General features: G+C 60.2%; 18 protein-coding genes and 1 tRNA gene. 3 read left to right on the forward strand and 16 right to left on the reverse strand.

What is annotated here, in order from left to right:
- Positions 1–119 precede the first annotated feature (119 nt).
- The 8 genes from DW136_RS00665 to DW136_RS00700 form a co-directional block, all read right to left on the reverse strand.
- Positions 120–824: a signal peptidase I gene (locus DW136_RS00665; RefSeq protein ID WP_118288853.1), complete on the reverse strand. Its 705-nt coding sequence runs from the start codon at positions 822–824 to the stop codon at positions 120–122.
- Entirely contained in the window at positions 824–3,070 is a 2,247-nt protein-coding gene (locus DW136_RS00670) for a DUF2357 domain-containing protein (protein WP_118288854.1), read from the reverse strand. The genes DW136_RS00665 and DW136_RS00670 overlap by 1 nt, the downstream gene beginning before the upstream one ends.
- 69 nt (positions 3,071–3,139) lie before the next feature.
- The gene (locus DW136_RS00675) at positions 3,140–4,840 is read right to left on the reverse strand and encodes a hypothetical protein (RefSeq protein ID WP_118288855.1); all 1,701 of its coding nucleotides are present in this window, start codon (positions 4,838–4,840) and stop codon (positions 3,140–3,142) included.
- The gene (locus DW136_RS00680) at positions 4,833–5,582 is read right to left on the reverse strand and encodes a signal peptidase I (RefSeq protein WP_117765496.1); all 750 of its coding nucleotides are present in this window, start codon (positions 5,580–5,582) and stop codon (positions 4,833–4,835) included. The genes DW136_RS00675 and DW136_RS00680 overlap by 8 nt, the downstream gene beginning before the upstream one ends.
- Before the next feature lie 60 nt (positions 5,583–5,642).
- On the reverse strand, positions 5,643–6,476 hold the full coding sequence (locus tag DW136_RS00685; RefSeq protein WP_118288856.1) for a hypothetical protein: 834 nt from the start codon (positions 6,474–6,476) through the stop codon (positions 5,643–5,645).
- The gene (locus DW136_RS00690; protein WP_118288857.1) at positions 6,476–7,465 is read right to left on the reverse strand and encodes a hypothetical protein; all 990 of its coding nucleotides are present in this window, start codon (positions 7,463–7,465) and stop codon (positions 6,476–6,478) included. The genes DW136_RS00685 and DW136_RS00690 overlap by 1 nt, the downstream gene beginning before the upstream one ends.
- 14 nt (positions 7,466–7,479) lie before the next feature.
- Positions 7,480–8,316: a hypothetical protein gene (locus DW136_RS00695; RefSeq protein ID WP_118288858.1), complete on the reverse strand. Its 837-nt coding sequence runs from the start codon at positions 8,314–8,316 to the stop codon at positions 7,480–7,482.
- Between the two features lie 11 nt (positions 8,317–8,327).
- On the reverse strand, positions 8,328–9,212 hold the full coding sequence (locus DW136_RS00700; RefSeq protein WP_118288859.1) for a hypothetical protein: 885 nt from the start codon (positions 9,210–9,212) through the stop codon (positions 8,328–8,330).
- Between the two features lie 230 nt (positions 9,213–9,442).
- Between DW136_RS00700 and DW136_RS00705 the strand changes: the two genes are divergently transcribed.
- Positions 9,443–9,517, forward strand: a tRNA-Val gene (locus DW136_RS00705).
- A 381-nt stretch (positions 9,518–9,898) separates the two neighbouring features.
- Here the strand turns inward: DW136_RS00705 and DW136_RS00710 are convergent.
- A complete protein-coding gene (locus DW136_RS00710; RefSeq protein WP_147351623.1) occupies positions 9,899–10,912 on the reverse strand; it encodes a hypothetical protein in 1,014 nt (337 codons plus the stop codon).
- 407 nt (positions 10,913–11,319) lie between these two features.
- Here DW136_RS00710 and DW136_RS00715 point away from each other — a divergent pair, with 407 nt between their 5' ends.
- Entirely contained in the window at positions 11,320–12,018 is a 699-nt protein-coding gene (locus DW136_RS00715; protein WP_118288861.1) for a DUF5710 domain-containing protein, read from the forward strand.
- Between the two features lie 593 nt (positions 12,019–12,611).
- Here the strand turns inward: DW136_RS00715 and DW136_RS00720 are convergent.
- The 3 genes from DW136_RS00720 to DW136_RS00730 all read right to left on the reverse strand — a co-directional run bounded on the left by DW136_RS00720 (position 12,612) and on the right by DW136_RS00730 (position 15,790).
- Complete coding sequence (locus tag DW136_RS00720) at positions 12,612–13,694, reverse strand: HNH endonuclease (RefSeq protein WP_233546504.1); 1,083 nt, start codon at positions 13,692–13,694, stop codon at positions 12,612–12,614.
- Between the two features lie 290 nt (positions 13,695–13,984).
- Positions 13,985–14,941 (reverse strand): hypothetical protein, encoded by a 957-nt coding sequence (locus tag DW136_RS00725; protein ID WP_118288863.1) that lies wholly within the window; start codon positions 14,939–14,941, stop codon positions 13,985–13,987.
- Between the two features lie 96 nt (positions 14,942–15,037).
- On the reverse strand, positions 15,038–15,790 hold the full coding sequence (locus DW136_RS00730; protein ID WP_118288864.1) for a hypothetical protein: 753 nt from the start codon (positions 15,788–15,790) through the stop codon (positions 15,038–15,040).
- A gap of 399 nt (positions 15,791–16,189) precedes the next feature.
- On the opposite strand from DW136_RS00730, the gene DW136_RS00735 reads away from it, so the two are divergent.
- On the forward strand, positions 16,190–16,702 hold the full coding sequence (locus DW136_RS00735; RefSeq protein ID WP_118288865.1) for a hypothetical protein: 513 nt from the start codon (positions 16,190–16,192) through the stop codon (positions 16,700–16,702).
- Between the two features lie 48 nt (positions 16,703–16,750).
- Here DW136_RS00735 and DW136_RS00740 read toward each other — a convergent pair whose 3' ends face one another.
- The 4 genes from DW136_RS00740 to DW136_RS00755 all read right to left on the reverse strand — a co-directional run bounded on the left by DW136_RS00740 (position 16,751) and on the right by DW136_RS00755 (position 20,722).
- Positions 16,751–17,878, reverse strand: coding sequence for a hypothetical protein (locus DW136_RS00740; protein ID WP_118288866.1), 1,128 nt, complete (start codon positions 17,876–17,878; stop codon positions 16,751–16,753).
- Positions 17,879–17,883: 5 nt separating this feature from the next.
- The gene (locus tag DW136_RS00745; RefSeq protein ID WP_158571414.1) at positions 17,884–18,549 is read right to left on the reverse strand and encodes a PilZ domain-containing protein; all 666 of its coding nucleotides are present in this window, start codon (positions 18,547–18,549) and stop codon (positions 17,884–17,886) included.
- Between the two features lie 551 nt (positions 18,550–19,100).
- The gene (locus DW136_RS00750; RefSeq protein WP_192924133.1) at positions 19,101–19,949 is read right to left on the reverse strand and encodes a PTS system mannose/fructose/sorbose family transporter subunit IID; all 849 of its coding nucleotides are present in this window, start codon (positions 19,947–19,949) and stop codon (positions 19,101–19,103) included.
- Positions 19,949–20,722, reverse strand: coding sequence for a PTS sugar transporter subunit IIC (locus tag DW136_RS00755; protein WP_117563725.1), 774 nt, complete (start codon positions 20,720–20,722; stop codon positions 19,949–19,951). The genes DW136_RS00750 and DW136_RS00755 overlap by 1 nt, the downstream gene beginning before the upstream one ends.
- Positions 20,723–20,757: the final 35 nt, after the last annotated feature.

The raw sequence follows: 20,757 nt of genomic DNA on the forward strand, positions 1-20,757 counted from the left end.
CCCCCGAAATCAATTGGCAACAAAGCGCTCAAACTGTAGCACGAATATCGGCATGAAAAAGCAGACGATTCGGAACATCTATAGGCATCCAAATTGCAGGGACGAAAGGCACAGACGCGCTATGCCGAGCGGTTGGAATCGTCGAGGACGTCGGGGTCGGCTTCCGCACTATCCTGGGCACGATCGTCATCGCCTGGGTCCTTGGCGTCGTCCTGACCCTCCTGCTCGCGACGCCGCTTTTCGCGAATCTGCTCCACGGCAGCACGCAGGGCGGCCTCGTCCTCGGCACGCGCCACCTCTTGCGTGGCCTTAACCATATGGCGAATTTCGAGCACCAGCAGCGCGATCAACGGCACCACGATAAACGGAAAGAACAGCAGCGGATTGGTGAGCAGCGACACCACAACGCCCAGGCCTGCCGAGACAAAGACCACGCGGCCCACAACATCGGCGGCGGGCACGGGTGCGGCGTCCTCGACCGGATTGGCGTCACCCTTGGTGTGGTAGACCGGCGAGCCGTCGGACGCGGCCTGCACGGATACGATGCGGTGCGTGTTGAGCGAACCCTCCAGCACGTCATCGGACGAATGGAAGGTGATGATATCGCCCACCTGGTAGGCCTGGCTGTTGTCGGTATCGACGACGATAAACGAGTGCACGGGAATCGCCGGCTCCATCGAGCCGGTCAGCGTACGCATAAAGCCGTAGCCCATGATGGTGGGAATCTCGCCGGCGGGCGTGAACACCGTGCGCAGCAACACCACAAAGGCGACCAGGATCACCACGGTCGCCAGCACGTTGATCACCCGGAGCACGTGCTTCATCACTTGTCGGCGTCCTTTGTGGAAGTCTCGGGGTCGACAGCGACCTCGGCCTCGATGGCATCCGCCGCAGAAGCGCCATCCTCGTCAGGCGCGGCGGTCACACCCTCGCCAGCCTCGCCGCGCAGGCGGGCCAGCAGATAGCGCGACAGGCTGTTGCCCTCGGCACGGCGCTCGGCGCGGGCGCGATCGCGTTCGGCCTGCTCCAGCTCGTGCGTCAGGGAGTCCAGGCGCTGCTGCATCTCCGCGCGGGCGGCCTCGAGCTCGCGCTCGTGCGCGGCCTTTGCGGCGGCGAGCTCCTGCTCAATACGCTCCCCCGCCGCAAGCTCGGCGGCGGCGATACGCGCGTCGGCGTCGGCACGGGCCTCCTCGGCAGCACGCGTCGCGGCATCGCGCTCGGCAGTGGCGGCGGCGACCTTCTCGTTGGCATCCACCGCAGCCTGCTCAACGGCAGAATCGGCGGCTGCACGGGCGGCATCGATCGCGGCGTCTGCCGCCCGCTGAGCGGCGGAAACCTTCTCATCGGCCGCGGCAACGGTGTCGGCAAGCGCCTGCTCCGCTGCGGCCGCGGCGACGTCTGCCGCCTCCTGCGCGGCGCGGGCATCGCGCTCGGCTGTCAGCTGCACTTCCTCAATCTGCAGCTTGGCGGCGTCCAACTTGGCATGCAGCTCGGCCATCTCCTTGGCAGAGGCCTCGCGCACGGCGGCGAGCTCGGCCGCAGCAGTGTCCTTGGTGGCCTGCAGCTCGGCAGCGTCGGCCGCCGTCTTGGCGGCCAGGGCCGCAGTAGTATCGCTCTTAACCTGCGCGACCTGCTCGGAAGCCGCCTGCTCGGCGGCAGCAACCTTGGCGTCCGCGTCTGCCCGGGCGGCAGCCACCTCGGCATCGGCCTCGGCGCGCATCTGCTCAAGCTGCGCCGCCGCGGTCTCACGCGCCTCGACAGCGTCGGCCTCGGCAGCCTTCTTGCCCGCCTCGACATCCTCCAGCGAACCTTGCAGCTCCTCAACATCAGCCTCGGCCATCTGCGCGCGTTGCGTCAGCGCCAGCTCGCGCGTCTTGGCCTCGTCCAGCTCGTCGGCCAAATCATCGCGCTCGTCGGTCAACGCGTGCGCCTGCACCTTCCAAGACTTGACCTGCCCCTGCAGCTCCTCGATCTGCTCGCGCGCCTCGGCCAGCGCCTGCTCGGCATCGAGCTGGGCCTGCGTGACCTCCTCCACAAACACGCGCCGGACCTCGACGTCGGGCAGGTCGGGGCTATCGACCTGCTCCTCCTTAATCTCCTTAATAAACTTGGGCGCCACCGGCGCGTGTTGCACGCTCTCGAGCTCCTGCAGGTTGCGCTCGTCATCGGTCAAGCTCTTAAAGACGGTGTAGTTGTTAATGAGGTTGGTGTACATCTGCACCATGTACTCGTCATCGAACGCCAGTGACTGCTGCTGCACGTCGATGTTGTAGCCCACCTTGTCGTAGCGCTCCATAAACTGCCACAGCTGGTAGCACTTGCGGTAGTTGGGGTCCTTCATGATGAGGTTGGTGCGCTGGATGGGGCTGCGGACCGCACTGCAACCGTTCATAATCTGGCAGAACGACGCGCCACGCAGCGCCATGACCAGACGGCGCACGCGGTCGATGCGCATAAAGACGTCCATGTTGTCGGCGTCGTTCTCGGCAAAGCTCTGGCGGTTTTTGACCGTCATCTCGACGTTGTACTCGATCTCTTCGTACGCATCGTCGATCTTGCTGTGCATCTTAAAGCGGTTGCGGATCTCGTTGCCCGTAGACCAAAAGATCACGTCGGTGCGCTTGTCCACAAACGTCAGCAGGCGCTGAATCAGGTGGTAGATAAAGCGATTCTCGTACAGGTCGTAGGTCTCGACGGTATTGACGTTGAGGATGCGCGTGGGATGGACGCCACCATCGTCGCTCGGCGCCAGGAACTGCGTGTTCTGGCTCAGGTGACGGACGCTGTCGGCGCTGATCTTTTTGGCGAGCGAGACCGGCACCACCTCTTCCTCGGTGGTGATAAAGCGGCGCGGCTTTTCGATAATGGTATTGATGGCGTCGAGCGAGTCCTCGATCATGCTGATCCATTCCTCGTCCACCACCTTGACGAGCTCCTCGCGCTGCTGCTCGATCGTGGTGCCCGATGCCTGCGCCATCTCAAACAGATAGCGGAAGTAGCGGCTGTCCTCCTGGATGGGCTCCATCTGCTCAGAGAAGCTGGTATAGAGGTCCTGAATGGTCTCGGACATGGGTTACTCCATAGGTTGGATCGATCGGAAAGGGACGGGGCGACATCACGCCGCCCCGCACTTACGCCATTAGTAGAAGTTCTGGATCCGCTGCAGGTACATGACGGAATCGGGCAGGCCGCCCTCGCCAAAGGTCTTCTCGATGTACTCGATCAGGCCCCTCATCTCGTCGCGCACAAAGCTCACGTTCATGGACTCAAACTTCTTGAGCACCTTGCGGGCGATGATGTAGTCCATGCCGCCCAGCTCGGTGCCGCCGCACGCCACGTACACGGGGATAAAGTCGTACATCTGCTTGATGATACGGTTACCAAAGGCCAGCTTAAAGCGGGTCTGCAGGTACTGATCCAGCTTGTGCATCTTCTGGAGCAGCTCCTCGTCGATCACGTACTCGACCTTGGCCTTTTGGAACAGATACTGCAGGTGGTCGGCCGTCACGTGCACGCGCTCGTGCGGCTCGCATTCAAACGCGTCGGCGCGCTCGTTGAGCTCGATGGGGATCGCACGGTCGTACACCTTGTCCGTGATGGTAAAGGTGGAGTCGTCGTTGTTGGCCGTGCCGATAAACCACAGGCTGTCGGGAATGGTGAGCTTGCCGTCGTGCAGACCCCTGGGATCGGCGGCCCACTGGGTGGGCACCAGGTCGAGCACCCACTCGTCGTGGCTGGGCATCTCGAGCACCGACAGGATCTCGGCAAAGTAGTACTCCACGCGGGCGAGGTTCATCTCGTCGAGCACGATCATGGACGGGTCCTGGCGAAGGCCTGCCTCGTACACGGCGCGCAGGAACTCGGTCTCGTTAAAGCGCTTGGAAAACTCGTTAAAGTAGCCCAGCACCTCGGTGCGGTCGCGAAAGCTCGGCTGTACCGACACGATGGTCGCGGGATTGTCCAGGTAGCGGCTAAAGCTGTAGGGCAGCGACGTCTTACCGGTACCCGAGATGCCCTCCAGGATCAGCAGCTTGGAGGCGGCCATGCCGGCCACAAAGCGGCGGATGATTTCGGGCGTGTAGTAGAGCTTCATCTGGCTGCATGCAAACGCGCGGAAGCTGTCGACAAAGTCCTCGAGCGAGATGGCATCGTCGTAGGCCGGCGACTCCCAGTCGCGGTACTTAAGGTCCACGAGGGACAGCTTGGGAAAGCGGTTGGCCTGGGCGATCTCTTTTTCCTCGGCAAGGGTCTTGGCCTCGACGGTGGCCTTGGCCATGGCGGCCGCGGCATCCTTGACGCCCGCGCCATCGAGCGCGAGCGACGCGTTGCCCGACATGACGGCCGTCGCCGCGGCGCCCTCGCCCGCAGGCGCACCGGCGCCCGCAGCGGCGCCCACCACGTTGCCCACCGTCGGCAGGTGGTCGTCGGCCAGGGCCGAGGCGCCCACGTACGGAATCTGCTTGGTACCGCCCATGGCATTGACCTTGAGCGCCAGCAGCTTGTTCTTCTCGTCCATCAGGTCGAGCACCTGCTTGTTCAGGCGGCCGATCTCGCGATAGAGCGCCTTGTTGGACGTGTCGTCGCGATGCAGGCGGCGGTTGATGCGGTAGCGGTGGACCAGGATGGCCACGATCAGCACGGGGACCGCGATGAGCATGGCAAACAGAATGACCGCGCCGATCTTGCCCACCAGGTCAAACGTGGTGAAGTAGGTCATAAAGATGTTGAAGTACTCAACCCAGCCAAACACCAGCAGGTTAAGGATGGAGCTCACAACGGCAACGACGTTGTAGACAACCTTTGCCAGCAGCTCCCAGGCAAATCCCAGAAACTCACTCACCGTCGGTATCCTCCTGCTTGGTCGCGTTCATCGCCGCCTCGGCCTCGGCCTTCAGACGACGGGCTTCCTCGAGCTTGGCCTCGGCCTGGGCGAGCTGCTCGGCGGCGTTATCGGCGGCAACGGTGGCGGTGTCACCCTTGCCCTCGGCATCCACGATGGCAGCCGCGGCGGCCAGGCGGTCTTCCTCGGCCATGGCGCGCTTAAGGTTCATGCCCACCACGATAAGGTGATACACCTGGTAGATAAAGAACAGCAGCATGGGCAGGACAATCACGATGAGGAAGCCCATGGAGCTGGACAGGAAGTCCATGACCTTGCCCATCTGCGGCAACGCGAACAGGTACTTACCAACGATGTCTCCGTCGCTGATGATGTGCGTATCGGCCACGTCGTTGTTATCGCCCTTGGTGGTAAAGCTGCGCATGCCGTTGACCTCGTCGATGGCGGCGATGCGGTGCGTGTTGAGCGCGTACTCGTTGTCGATGATGGTGTGGAACGTCACGATGTCGCCCACCTCGAGCTTAGAGGTGTCGCACTTTTGGATGACGATGAGGTCGCCCTTGTTAAACGTGGGCGCCATGGAGTCGGACTGCACGGCGAGCGGGGTGAAGCCGGCGATGTCCGAGACGCTGCCGTCCTCGCGCGTGGCGAGCGTGGTGAACGCGTACAGGGCCGCTACCAAGATGATGATCCACATGACGACGCTCAGTGCGATGGATGCGGCTTTTTTAACAGATTGCATGATGTCCCTTACTACCGTGTCTGACTAGGTCGTGCGCGGCCCGGTGGCCGCCGTGCATATCTACTGTTCCTCGATGCCCTCGAAGCGCATCGAAACCGAATAGTTAGCCCCCTTTAGCATATTAGTGCAATTTGGGTCCGTTCCCTCGAGCCATATGCGAACGGTTACCGGCTTGTCCGTTTCTTTTATCAGGTCGAACATGTCGCTGGCAGCGGTCGCCTCGCCCGAGCCGAGCCCAAAGACGGCAGCCGCGCCGGACGAACCCCCGCCCCCATTGGGGTTGTAGACCCAGGTGTGGCCGTCGGCGGTAAAGCTCATGCGCATGGCGCTGGCCATGCCCTGCGTGTCGGAGCTAAACCGCGTGCCGGACGCGCCGCCGTCGCCATCCTGCCCGGTCAGGCGAACGCGCAGGTCCGTACTGCTCATAAAGTGCAGCGTGAACTCCAGGTAGGCACCGGTGGCGGGATCGGCAGTGGAACCGTCTTCGAAGGTAAAGGTCTGATAGTCGCTCGTGGTGACGGGCTTGAGCTTGGACGCATCGATGTCCACGCCCTTTTCGCTGGCGATGCGCTCCGAGATCTGATCGAAGCCCAGGCTGTGCACGTATTCGTCGAACGTGGCACGCTCGTCCAGGTCAAAGCGCAGCGAGCCGTCGGCATTGGCGTCGATCATGAGCATGCGGGTCTTGGCGCTATCGGCGATGGAGAACCAGGCGAACGTTGCCATGGCTATCGCCACCAGCGCAAACAGCACCAGCACCACGGTGGTGGTGAGCTTGCGGCGCAGGTCGATATCGGTGGGCGCGGCGGCGGTGGCGGGCCGGGGTGCGCCGACGGTGGCTGAGCGGCGGTCGCCGGTGGTCGGTCGGCGATCGCCTGGCGTAACACGTGCCATTATGCCTCACCGTCCAGGGTCGCAAAGAGCGCCAGGTGCAGGGTGCCCGGGTCTTGATGCAGGTAGTCGGCGCTATCGGGGTCGGTGCCCTCGATGTAGTAATAGATATCCAGACGATAGGTCTGGCCCAGCGCCAGCGTGGTGAGCGAGTTTTGCGGGCGCTCGGCCGTCTCGCCGGCGTCCAGGGTAAAGGCGGCCGGGTCCTGCGTCACGTTGGCACCGCAAGCGAGCTGGCCGTTTTGCCAGCCCAGCAGCATGCCATCGGCGTAGCCCGCCAGGCCCGCAGGCGCGGTCGTGGGATGCTCGCCGCGATGGCCGCTGTCGGAACTGTCGAGCTCAAAGATGTTGGCGGCAAGCACCTGGCTGCCGCTCGAGATCTTAATGCCTACGCGGGCTGCACGCAGCAGCTCGGCGTTGGCGTCCTGCGGGACCAGCGGTTCGGCCAGATACAAGCTGACCTTACCCTTTACTTTGCTGGCGCCCGTGCCCGTAATGGTGGGACGCAGGTCGATCCAGCCGTGATAGTAGGTGGAGCCGTTGTCTTTTGCCTGCTCAAATACCGTGGCATCGCCGGCCGAATTGTTTTGCGCGCAGGCAGCAAAGCCGTTGAGGTCAAAGGTCGAGACCGGGTAGAGCGTCGCGGCCCCGCTCGCGGTGGAGGCCAGAGACGCATCGCCCTGCTGCGACCAGCTGCCGCGATCGGCATCGCCCAACTCCAGCGCCAGCTTGGACGTGTCGCTGTGCACGCTCACCGAGTTGGTGTTGACCTTCATGTTGCTGGTAAACCAGGCGTAGGTCGCGGCGCCCAAAGTGGCGGCGAGCGCCACCATAACGAGTGCGATGTAGGCACGCGCGCGGCGGGCGTAGCGGCGGGCGACGGCGCCCTCAGGGCGTGTGCGCTCGGCGACCGCGCTGGAGGGGACCGCGGGGCTCGTGCCCTCGGTTTTGGTCTCGCGGCTATCTGCTGGCATGTGCTGCTTATCTTCCATGACGATTCGCCCCCTTATGCCTTGGCCGCGGCAAAAGCAAGCTGCAGCACCACATCGCGGGCCTGGGCCTCGTCGATGCAATTGGCGTCGCAGCCTTCCATGTACACAACGTAGCGAACGCTTGCCACCTCGTTGGCGGCCAGCGTGCAGATGGGCGTGACGCCTGCGCGCGCCGTGGGCGTGTCGCCGGTGCCGTCCATGCTGTAGGCGCTTATGGCGCGTGCGGGATCGGCGGTGTAGATCCAGCCCGAGGCGCCGGCTGCCGCAACCACGCCGTCTTGCGCGGTGGTGCGCCTACTGGTGGCGCCTGCGGTGTTGCCCAGGTCATCGCAGGTAAAGATATGCGTCTGCGTGCCCGACTGGGTCGTAATGACCAGACCCAGGCGCAGCGCGGCCAGCAGCTGCGGATCGCTCGTCACGCTCATCTGGCCCTGATACAGGTACACGTTGAGCGCGCTATCGCTGCCCTTAAGGTACAGCGTGCCCGAAAGGGCGTAGTCGTCCAGCTGCGCGGTGCAGTCGGCGTAGTCGGTCGTAACGCCGGCGGCGTTTTGGAACGTGCCGCGCCAAAAGCGGGAAAGGTCTGCCGTCGAGATGGGATAGAGTGTCTTGTCGGCGGCGGCAAGCGTTGCCGTCGTGTCCCAGGGCCCGTTGGCCGAAAGGCCAATCTGCAGGTCGGAGCCCTCGTCGCTTACCGTGTGCGCCACGGGCGTCACGTTGGTATAGCGCGAGTTGCTAAACCAAGCGTAAGTGGCCGCGCTCAGGGCTGCCACCAGCACCAACATCCATGCAGCCGCAGCAACCATGCGACGGCGCGAGTTTAGGATGTCTTTGATGTTCGAAGCACTCATGTCCAGCCCCCTTACGAACGCTTGCCGGCAAAGCGCAGCGCCAGCGATTGCAGGCTGGTGGCGGCCAGGTTGTTGGTGCAGTCGGGGTCACAGCCTTCCAGCCACACGTACACATCCACGCGCACGGGCGTGCTGCGGTTGGCGCCCTCGGCAGCGGCGGGCAGGCTGCAGATCTTGGTCGTGGCCTCCTTGAGGCTCACGACACCGGTGTCTTCGTTATAGTCGCAGAAGTTAGCGCTGGTCAGCTGGTCAAAATGAACCGTGGCGCCATCGGAGCGGGTGCTGTCGAGCACCAGGTGGTTCTGCTCGCTCTCGCCGGCATCCTTGCCGTCGAGCGTGTTGTAGCGCGCCTGGGGATTGTGCTCGCCCGAGACCTCAAAGACGTACTGGCCCGTCACGGTATCGCCCTGCCCTGACGCATAGGTAACCAGTCCCACGCGCAGGGCGGTGGAGATGGGGTTTGCCGGATCCTGCTCGGTAAAGTCGATGCCCGACAGGTACACGTCGGTCGCGGCCGAGTTGGTGGCCAGGTACAGGGAAGTCTTGTAGTAGTCGGAATGCTCGGCGGCACCAAACATGTTGGCAAAGAGCGAGTCCTGGGTGGTTCCACCGGTAAAGCCCGTTACCTTTTGAAAGCCGTTGAGCACGTTGTCGGTCGAGACGGGATCGAGCAGACCCGTAAAGCTCAGGCCGGCGTTGGTTTTGTATTCGCCGTCGTACTCGTTGGAGATAAGGAAGGTCACGCCCGTGCCCGCCGCCATCTTGACGTCGGTTATGTGGCGGTTGGCGTTATAGATGTACCAGGCATACGTTACGGCTCCGGCAGCAGCAAGCGCCACCAGCAACGTGGCGAGCATGCGATTGAACTGTTTTTGCAGCGAACGCGCGTCCGACATGCCCCTCCCCCAGATGCCGTGTTGTAAACCGCCTGGACATCATTTGCCCATAATGGAGTTATTTTACGCGAACGTGCAGTTCATCGGGGGTACAAACGCGACTTTTCGTGTGCTGTTCGCGCCGCATCGAGACGGAGAGGGTCGCAAATCGCCGCTTTTTAAAAAATAGTTCTTGCCACTGGGTGGGAGCTCCGTTATATTATTCCGTGCGCACTCGCGCACCCTTGATCGGGCGTTTAGCTCAGGGGGAGAGCGCTTCCCTGACACGGAAGAGGTCAGAAGTTCAAATCTTCTAACGCCCACCAAATGTTCGCAGCTCAGAGGCTTCGCCTCTGAGCTGTTTTGTTTTACGGCGACCAAGCCCAGAGGATGCCACGGCACCCAAAGCGCCCAAACAGCCCCGGTGATTGCCCCGATCAGGCGCGGTTGGGTCTCGCAGCCATATATAAATAACCCCCTATAAAGTGAGGTTTAATACTTTTCCCGAGAAGTGAACGAGCTTATTTGGACCCCCGGAGCATCCACACTTTTTGACGTTAAAACCGCAGGATTCCAGCAGCAAAACCGCAGGAAACAAGCCCCTAAAAGTGTCGATGTTTCGGGGGTCCATTCTGACTCGTTCACTTCTCGGGAAAAGTATTAAACCTGGATATATGGCCGCTAATTCTAACCCCCTGTTACCGCCCCTACCAATACTGATGCGCATCGATAACGGCTTGCCAGAGCCAAAATCGCTTCGTTTCGGCACGCGCATGGGCAAAATATCGCTGCTCTGCACTCATCGCCTTGTTAAAGATGGGGCGCTTATTCCGATGCAGCTTCCGTCGGATGCGTTCGCACAGCCGAACGAGCTTGTCGTAGTCATTTGCTTGGTCGGTTGTCACCGTAAAATACGCTACTCCCTCAAGCAGTTCCAACTCGTTGCGGCGCTCGGCATCCTTGTGGATCTTCTCGCGGCCGTCATGAATGGCATCGCTGTCGTAGTCGACCATCGCGGTCAGCACCTCTGGCAGCAGCCCGGCCTTTACTTTATCCCTGCCCACCTCGACTTTAGCCGTAAGCGTAATGTCGGGCGTGCGCTCCAACACGCGCAGTTTGCGCTCGCGCCCATCGTTGAGTCCATCGCGAATGAAAGCCTTCTTGTTGAGCTCGGCCTTGCCCAATGCATACCCGCCGTAGCGCGCAGGCAGCGACATAAACATGCACAGCCCCGACTCCCTCGGAGAGCGCGATCCCTCGATCACATACGCAAGCAGCGCCTTTGCCTTCGCGAGACCCCTTACCTTTGGGGACGCCTCGATATACGCCGCAATGAGCTCCTTCGTCGTGAGCCTGCCATCGCGCATGCCCCCATCCCTGCTTGTCACCCCACCGGGAGCAAGGTTATCCAACCGGTAGTTCGATGTCACGGCATAGCCGGCATAGATGGCCTCGGCCGCAGAGCTGTCGTGCGCAACCTGCACAAACGCCAGCTCGGGGGAGCACACATACGCATCCAGGCCGCCCATCCAGTGGCCCAGCGAGATAAACGAGCCCGCCGGGAGCTCGTTGGTGCACAGGTGCGTCTTAACATGCTTGCTCTGCCGACGGTCGGCACGCGATGGCACCAGCAAATCCAGCGTTTGGGTCCCCAGATCATAGCGATCGATAAAGTCCTGCGCCTCTTGGTCCAACAGCGCACAGGCACCTGCAATCGACACGACCTCTGGTTCCGAATCCCCAAAACGAGGGTTCGGCAGGTGCGCCAAAAGCGCCAACGCAGCGTTATGTGAAACGATAAAGTAACCCATGGCGCGAAGATAGCACGCGCGTCGGCGGCCGCTGGCGGTCCTGGCGAGTTTTCGGCAAACGACCAGCAGTTTTTTGCCGCGGCGCAACCAAAGTGTTCATTCGTCGACGTCTAGCTGCAAATCCGTCAAGCTCTTGGCAAGGTTGCCGCTCAACTGACCAAAATCTGACCATTTGCTTGCCCATTTGCTTGACGGCGCGCCCTCGCCAAAATGCTCCGCGACTTCTCGGGCGGTCGAAGTGCTCGTATAGCGACCACACACCCGTCGCTGGGGTATCCTTGGAGCACATGCACCACAAGCCGCACAAAGGAGCCGCCATGCGCACCGAGCTCGATGTTCCCTTTTCGCACAAAGACGAGGCCAAGGCCCTGGGCGCCAAGTGGGACCGGGTCAAGAAGATCTGGTACGTGCCCGACGGCGTCAACCCCGAGCCCTTTGCCGCGTGGCTGCCCGGCGTGGATCGCTCCGACCCCAGCGCGCCCTACATCTATCTGGTGCTGGGCAAGCGCGAATGTTGGAAGTGCCACGAGCAGACGGCGGTCGCGGCCTTTGGCATTCCGTATCGGGCGGCCGATGGCTCGGGCAGCAAGGCTGCGTCCAGCACCGCGCCCTCCATAGACGGCACGGGTCACATCGCGATCGACACCGCCCACGCCAACGCCATAGCCATCGTCCCCGCGCTGGGCTGCGTGCCGGCCGAGATCCGCGACTACCTGCGCGAGCGCTGCGGCTACAAGCCCACAACGTCGCGCACCACTAAGACCGTATCGCTCGTCAGCACCTGCACCGGCTGCGGCGCGCTGCAAGGCAGCCATTACCTGTTCGAGGAGCCCACGTCGCCGTTTGCGCTCACGGCCATCAACAAGCTGCCCGCGCTGGAGTTCGTGCGCGTGGATGTCGCCGGCGTCTACGGCATCCCCACCAGTCAGAGCAACTTTGACCAGGCGCTCTTCACCTGGGCACGCGACCACCACACCCAGTTCCACAGGAGCCTGTTCGAGGGAATTTACCTGTAAGGCAAAACTCGAAAATCGAGTCCAGATATCCTCGGAAATCGAGTATGCGCAGGTGGCTGAGTTGCCTGAGCACCCGACGGCTTCGCTCGAGCGTGGATAATCTCCCGTTTTTGACAGCTTTTCAGCCCAAAATCGTCCGATAATCCACGCTCAATTTTCAATCGTCCAAAAGTCCTCGCTCATCAGCAGGCAACTAGACATCCGCCTCGTCATAAGTAATGGTGCATCCGCAGGTTGGGCATTGTTGAGGATAGACTGGAAGGCGCAGGCCTGTTCGAGCCCGCAGCTCGGTAGCGTGTTTGTCGCGGGCGTCGATGAAGCTGATGTCTAGGCATGGGAGGTCTGCGCCACAGCGAGGGCAAGGCAAGCAGATTTGACAGCAAGTGGCCTCAACGAGCGGGAACAGGCTCCGGTCCATTAACGCTCGCGGTAAGTTTCCATATGCGCCGCGCGCGATATCGCTTCGCCATCCCATGGCCCCCCCCTTCCCGTTTTAACCGTTGAGGAGAGGATGGCAGGATCGCGCGGATTCGGGTGGCGGTCCGCTGCGATCCGATCAATCGACATGATCAGAGCAGTAGACGGTGGCTCGGTTAATACAAAGCGACCTTCTCCGCCCGACGTCGCGATTCCGAGAAATCGAACTCGGCGCGGTGGGCTTCGAGGAATCGGGCATTGGGGCGCAGGCGATGCTCATCCGGCTCGCGCAATACCGACCCTGCAAACGCGGCATAGTCCGTATGCTGCAGAAGGTACGACCCGCAAAGCTGATAATCGCCGCGCACCAACTCAAACGAAACCAGATGAGCGTCGAAGAGCGAGTGCAGATCGCGGCGCAGCAGGATACCGTTGCTGACAACCTGAGATTTGGGACCCGAGTAATTCTCGATATGTGCAGCTTCGAGCGCTTCGTTGACGTTGCAACCCGAGACGGCGCATCGACCGGTATAGGCCTCAAAGAGCTGAGTGCGAAAGCGCTGCTGGCCGATTCGCTCGCGACGCAGCGCGTAGCGAACCTTTTCATCGTCGCTCGCCGAAGTGCCGGAAAACTCCGCCGAGATCGGAGCCTCCTTCATGTAGCTCATATCGGGGAAGAAACGCGCGTCGGGTCCACCCTTATGGACGGGGCCATGCAGCACAAACCAGCTATTCTCGGGCTCGTAACGCTCAACGAACGCTAGGCCCAGCACCTTGTAGCCAGCGCTCGTTGCAAAGAACACGCCAACGGGAACGCCGCATTCCATGCAGTTGATCATCTTTTGGTTGTAGTCCTGGTCGCGCCAGTTTTCGACCGAAGCACTTTGCGACGAGTACTTGAGCACCCACGTGCCGTCCTCAAGATAGAGCGGCGGAACATCGGGGTAGGCGCCGCGCTTGGAATTGTGCACCGAAAGGGCAAAGGTCTTCTCGCGCGGATGCTTAACGCGCCCGCGACCAGGCCAAAAGATGCCCGAATCGCGCGACACCGGAAAGAGTTCGGAATCAATCGTCAGACGGAAGGGATATTGAGGGCTATCGGCATTGGTGCGATGCGGAAGCTTGTCCCACAGGCCGCCACGCCGCTCCTCGCGCAAAAACCACTCCCAGGCCTGGACATATTCGGACGGCACAAAGCCGCAAGCGCGGTCGAAACTCGGCCGAGCAATCAGCGGAACACTAGAAGCGATGCCGTCCATAAGGAACCTCCAGAAAGAACAGTTCCCCATATTATCGCCTACGCGACGATCGCGCCGCACGAAAAGGGCCCACTTCCTTCGAAGCGGGCCCTTAGGACAGACCTAATTTATGAATTAAATCCAACTCAATTCTATTTACCGTCCGGCACGATGCCAACCAGGCTGACCGTTACGTCGAAGGTCGGAGCAGTGGTGTTCTTGTCCTGCTGGACCAGTTTTGACAGTCGGAGTCGATGCCTTCCATCCAGATGATGATCTTCATGTTCGTGCCGTTAACGAAAGCCGTAGCTTTATTGCGAATTCGTGCCAACCATTCGCAGGGTTACGTCGTAGGAAAGACCCTCGTCGACAGCACTCGCAGCCGTATTAACGCAATCGGCGTCGGTGCCCTCGAGCCAAATATAGACCTTCAAAATTACGCCATTGTAGTCAACATGCGTGGCAAGCGCCGCTGGATTATCCACGGGTGCATCGAAGTTTTTGCCGTTTTTTGTCGCAGCCCAGTTACCGCCATTTTGGTCAACATACGTCGTGCCGAACAAATGCTTATACGTTACAACCTTTGTACTCGAAGCGTCAGCAACCGCCGTCCAACCCGCGATGCCATTCTGCCTCGAGTACGCATCGTTGCCCGACCCGGCAGGCTCGCTTGGAGCATAGACAACTTTCAACGTCTCGTTGCCCTGAGCGTCAACCGTCGAAATGCCAATGCGCATGCTGCGCGCAACCTTATCGCTCAGCGGCTGCCCATTCGAGGTTACGGAAACAGCACCCTCATCCGCCGAACCGTCCAAATACACATCGGCAATACCCGTGTCACGCACGGTGTAAACCGTATAGGTGCTTACGTTATATGCGTAAAAGGTCTTGCCGCCTACGGCATATTGGCCCGTTGCCGCGTCGAGCCCATTGGCGAGCTGGTACGACGTAACCAAGGCTCCATCGCCCCACGACGCGGGAACGAACCACGTTTTGGCGTCATCGGTCGAGGAAGGGCTGATTTCATGGGCGGTCGTACTATCGAACGCAACCGTGTCGTTGTCTTTGCCGTGATCGGGCGTTGTGCCCGCAACAATTTGCAGCGTCATGCCATTGGCCATGGCCGTCACGGTTGCCGTTCTGGCGGAGACGGTGTTATTGAATGCGAACCACGCATATGTTGCCGAGCCTAAAGCAACGCACGCCATGATCACCGAAATGGCGGCGACGGCTAACTGTTTTCTGAGTTGCTTCACGCGCGATGACATACGAAGTTGTTTCCTTGTTGCAATTCGGTCGATAAGACTAACGGGGCGCAGCGCCTTGCGCCGAACCCCGTTATTAAGCAAATGCTTCAATATGGCTTATGCCCCAGCAGAAACCGTCGTAGGCTGAGTGGCGCTGAACTGAATCGTAACGCCAACGGAGTCGAGAATCTTTTCCAGATTAGCAGTGGTCACGGCGGCATCATTGCCGTCGTAGTAGACGTACACGCTCACATGGGTATCGGCATCTTTGGCAACCTTGGCGGCAAGAGCCTTATCGGTAGTGCCCTCGAGCTTCTTTCCGTCAGGACTCCAAACTTGCCAGTTATCAGGACCAACGACAAGAACGCGAATTGCATCCTTCAAGCCCTTATCGGCACCCGTAGTAACATCAATCTTATCAATCTTAAGGTCGCTAAGATCGACGCCAGCAGAGCTGATGCTGTAATTATTCGCTTCGCCTACAGCATATTTATCCGTCACAGCCTTAGCGGCATCGCCAACTTCGGTGTAGTCACCTTTCTTGGCGCCATTGGTCGTCGTGGTGCCATATGCAGTCACGAACTTCGGGGCCGGAGCTGTGGCGCCATCGGATTGAACCTCGGCAGGGTAAAGAGCAACCTCAGAATCGGTCCAGTCAACGTTATTGGTCGTCGTAGTGCCGATTGCAGACTTCTTGTATTCGATGCTCATGAACGCCGTATTGGACTGCGCCTTCACGCCCGTCGTTTTAGCGGTAACCGTGTTGTTGCTCACAAACCATGCGAAGGTGGCGGAGCCGAGGGCTACGGCTGCCACGAGGACCATGGCGATGGCGGCGCCCATCTGCTTTTTTAATGCCTTGGTATCCATGCGGACCCCTTTCTTTCCCCATTCATCCCAGATGACCCTCGAGAAGCCCGGAAGGGGAGCCCGCGCTTTCGTGTTGGATGTTGCTTGCCCATCCTTTAGACATGGAATTGAGAATACCATAATTCTTACGATTTCCTTATGAGTTTTCGGCAGCCTACATTCCGGCAGATTCATAGGTCTACCTCTGGTTATATGCGGTGCTATATGAACATCGTTTACCTTATTTGACCTCTCTCCCGCGCAGTCATAAGCCCCTCTTAAGCCTTGCAACCGCAGCGCCATGCCAACGCACACATTCACCCTCCACCGAGCTTTGCCCCTAGCCCTTCCCCACTCGCTATACTGGTGCAGAACGTGTATTTTTGCCTGCTTGTGCGGGCTATTTGCCGGGAGGACTCTATGGCTGCCGCCAATCAACCCAAGGGAAGCGTTTCTACCGGATCGATCAAGCCGGTGACGCGCAAGGCCGTTCGTTGCCAGCGCGAAGTCGCCTGGCTGGTCACGCAAGCGGCCGGTAAGCTCGTCGCCACCACCGACGACGTCAACGCGCCCACGCCCAGCTTTGTGCTGGCCGCGGCGCTGTCGTTCGCCCGTGAACAGGAGCAGGCCGCACGTGACCGTGGCGCCGTGATCGACTACGACGCCGTCATGGGCCCCGACCTCGCGAGCTTTTGCGCAGCCGCGGGGCTACCCGCGGCACCCAACGCGCTTTCTGACACGGGCTACATGTTCACCCTCTCGGGCGCAGACCTCATCCGCGACCTTTATGCCTACTGTAATGACCTGGACGAACGCATGGGAGACGCGGCGCAGGTCAAACCGGGTTACGCGATCAAGCTCGCGCTACGGTTGTTCTTGCTGGACGGCGCCGCTGGCGACGTCGCCTCCTCCAAAGACAACGCCTCCGCATAACAAAAGCGCCGGGCCGGGAAATCACTCCCGGCCCGGCGCTTGTTCGTTCTACTTGTCGCCATCTTTCACGGGCGAGTTCTTTTGGTTGCGACGGTTACTCCAAGTCACGTTGTGTTCCTTGTAGTAATCGGGCGCCTCGTTGCCGCTCGCGCTAATGGGGTCGCTGCCGGTCAGGGTATCGGCAATATCCTGCACGAACTTAACGAACAGGCTCGAGTCATCGGTCTCGGACGAATCAAAATCAAAACCGAACTCCACAGCGCCGCCGATGATCTTGTCCACGCACTCCGGGTCGTCGCCGTCCAGCCAAATGACCACGGTGTACTTGTCCACATCGCCCACGCGGAAGTTGTTGTGGCTGATGGTGGTCACCACGTCTTTGGACGCAAACGGCTCGGTGTTGGGCTCGGGGTTACCGTCGGCCGCGGCGGCCGCGTAGGTGGTGGGCTCGCCGTTACGATACACCCTCACGCGCGCCGCCTTCTCCACGCCCTTGCTGGCGCTAACCACCTTGAGCTTGGCGCTGTAGCCCAGATCGGTCTTGCCGGCGTTGCGGATATAGAAGGTGTACGCCACGTAGTTCTTGCCGTTGTGGCTGCCGTCGATGTCGTCCAAGTTGTCGGGCAGGTCTTCGGCAGCGATATTGGTGCCATTGTCCAAGGCGTCGGCGGCCAGGCGCGCGGTGGCGTTGTTAAAGTCACCGTTGTCGGCGATGGCCACGCCGCGGCGGAACAGCTCCAGACGGTTGAGGTTGATGGTGAAGTTACCCATGTTTTCCTGCATAAACGACAGGGCGAACAGCACGCCGAAGGCAAGCGCCAGCACCACAAGGGCCTTTTGCAGCTTGTCCATACGCAGCAGTGCCGCGCCGATGCGTTCCATGCGGCGCTTGGGCATATACATGGACACAACCGCGTCGGGGTCGATGTCGTCAAGGTCCTGGTCGGCCAGCGCCTGCTCCAGCTCCTCGATGCGCACCACGCCGCGCAGGTCGCGCTTGGGCTTGCGTTTGGGCTTGCCGAAGCGCTTGCGCGGGGCGGGATCGGTGCTGGGGGTGTCCTCGGGCTGACCCTCGGTCAAATCCTCAGCCATGCCCTCGGCATGATTCTCGGCTATACCCTCGGGCAAATCCTCGGCAGTTTGATCTTTGTTGTCGTTACGCTTGAACAGTGCCATGGCGATCAGATCTTATATTTGGTGCGAATGTAGCCGACGTATTCTTTGACGAGCTCGCGCTCCATGTCGTCGGCGTAGCGAAACTGCAGGCCGCAGACGTTGCGGTACAGGCTGCCCTTGGGCGCGCGGCGCACCCAGCACACGATGCCCAGCTGCTCGGGCAGCTCGTGGCGCTCGCCCTGCAGGCGGATCGTGGGCATTTGCACGGCCAGGGCCTCGCCCACATCGGGATAATCGTTGAGGTAGACGGCCAGGCCGCCGGCCGAGACGTCGATGGTCATGGCGTCCTCGGGCTCGGGGGTCGGCGCGTTGTCGCGCTGGTAGGTCAGGCGCATGGCGACCTTAAAACGCTCGTCGCGGCGCTTGACAAAGGTGCGCTGCTCGGCGACTTTGCGCATTTTCCAGTAGGTGCGGATGCCCTTTTTCTCGACCGACTCGGGGTAGCCGGCGAGCACGAACGTCTCCTCGCCCACTTTGTATTGCAGCAGCAGCTTTTGGTTTTCGTCCATGATGAGCGGCTTGCCGGCGAGCATGGGCGCGCTCATAAGAAAGTACGCGTCGTCCAGGTTCTCTTTGTACGTGGCGAGCATGTTGAAGTCGGTTTTTTGGCCCATGGGCACGTCGAATGCCACCTGAAGCTTGGTCCCCGGCGTTATCTGTTGCTCTGCCATGTTGTCTCCCCCAGTCGCGGGCGCCGATATCATCGTCGTGCGCGATGCACATTGGGCTATTGTACCTGCTTTGCTGGAGGTTTCGGTGGGCAGTACGCGAAATGGCGGGATGCAGGGCGCGGGTGAACGTGCAGCTGCTCCGCGCGCGGCATCAATCTGACAGCGATGCATGTCCCCGACAGGCCGTCTGTCTATCTCTCAGCCATCTCTCATTTATCTCTCAGCTTAGAGATGAGTGAGAGATGAGAGACAAAAATGCCGTTATCGGTTCAAGCAAATCACGTTCGCGCAGGTAAACTCATGTATACCGGAACTTTGACTCGATCCCCTAGCCACCTTGCAGCATTGTTATCTCTCATATTTATCTCTCGTCTTTCTGTTATCTCTCGTATTAGTGACGAATGAGAGATGAGAGATGCGTGAGTGATGGACGAGTGTGATTTTTTGGACGGTCGGAAAATCCCTCAAATAAAAAACGGGGCCGGCCTTACGCCGAGCCCCGTTTTCAAACGGTCAGTTAGTTATCCAACGCGCGAGCATAGCAGTCAACATTACGCCGCCGCGAACACTCCCAAGCCCGTTCCGATGATGCAGATTGCGAAGATGCCCAAGATGATCCAAATGGTCTTGACGCCCTTTTTATAGAGGGCAACGCAAGCGAACGTTGCCAGCAAGGGCAGCAGACCGGGGAAGATCGAATCGAACAGATCCTGCAGGACAATCTCCGAACCACCCACGTCAAAGGTCAAAGCCGTGGACAGCGAGACCTGTGCCGCAATCATGGCGCCGATAACGGTCATTCCGAGAACACCGGCAGCATGCGTCATGCGAGACATAAGGTTGCTCTCTTCGGACTGCTGTAAAAACTTGGTTCCCAAGTCGTAACCCAGATGGGCGGCGACGATACGCGTTGCAAAGTTAATCACGGAGTAGATGAGCGCGTACACGATTGGGCCGAGCGGGTTGCCCGTCGAAGCGATGCCAATACCAATGCCGGCGGCAACCACGCGGAACGTACCCCAGTAGAACGAATCGCCGATGCCGGAAAGCGGTCCCATAAGGCCGACCTTCATGGCGTTAATCGAGGACGTGTCGAAGTTCTTATCGGCAGCCGCCTGCTCTTCCATCGAAACCGTTAGGCCGGCTACAAACGGAAGCACATGAGGCGTGATGTTAAAGAACTCGGTATGGCGATCGAGCGCCGCATAGTAATCGTCGTCGTTGGGATAGATCTTTCGCAGGGGCTTCTGAATGGTGTACATGAAGCCCATTGCCATCATCTTGTCGTACGACTGCGAGCACTGGCTCGTAAACTGGCGAAGGAACATGCTCCGATACATATCGGGAGTCATAATCGCGTCCTTCTTGGCCTCTTTGAGGTCGGTGTTCTGGATAGCCATTAGAAGTCCTCCTCTTCATCTGCAGCAACCGTCTGCGGACCGGACGAGCCCTCGCGGAAGGCCAGGAGCAGCGCGACGCAAATGGCAGCTGCGGCGACGCCGACCACGTCCATCTTGAGGTAGATGACCATAATGAAGCCCAGGAACAGCCAGGGAAGGAGCTTGTTATCGCCCATGGTCCTGATAAGAAGAGCGAAGCCGATGCAGACCATGACGCCGGACGCAACGTTGAGGCCGTCCATCACAAACTGCGGAATCGCGTTGAGCGCATTGTTGATAAGGTCGGCACCAAAGAACAGCGAGCCAAACACCAGCAGTGCAGACGGAATGCCAATCGACAGCGGCACGATGGTCAGATGGTACAGATTCGCCTTGGCAAGATCGCGATTTGCCAGAGCGGTCTCAATCTTCTTGCAGGCAAAGGCACCCGGAACGGCGTAGCAGAAGTTGCGCCACACCTGAAGGAAGACGGAGACGGGAAGGGCGAGCGCGACGGCAGTTGCCGTGCCCGTACCCGTAATGACGGCAAACGCGCAGCCAAGCACGCCGGAGGCATAGACCTCGGGAGGAACCGCCGCGCCGACCATGATGGCGCCCATGAACATGGACTCCAAAGCAGCGCCGACGATAACGCCCTGCTGGACATCGCCAAGGATCAAGCCGACAAACAGGCTCGTAAACAGCGGACGACCAAGCATCGTAATGCCAAATAATTGCTCGTCCATGGACGCAATAAATGCGACCAGTGCAACTAGAAGATACTGGACAACCATTTCGATCAACCCCAGAAACAGGTCTGCAGGCGAGG

Origin of the sequence: Collinsella sp. AM12-1 (assembly GCF_003472325.1) — a bacterium.
GTDB lineage: Bacteria > Actinomycetota > Coriobacteriia > Coriobacteriales > Coriobacteriaceae > Collinsella.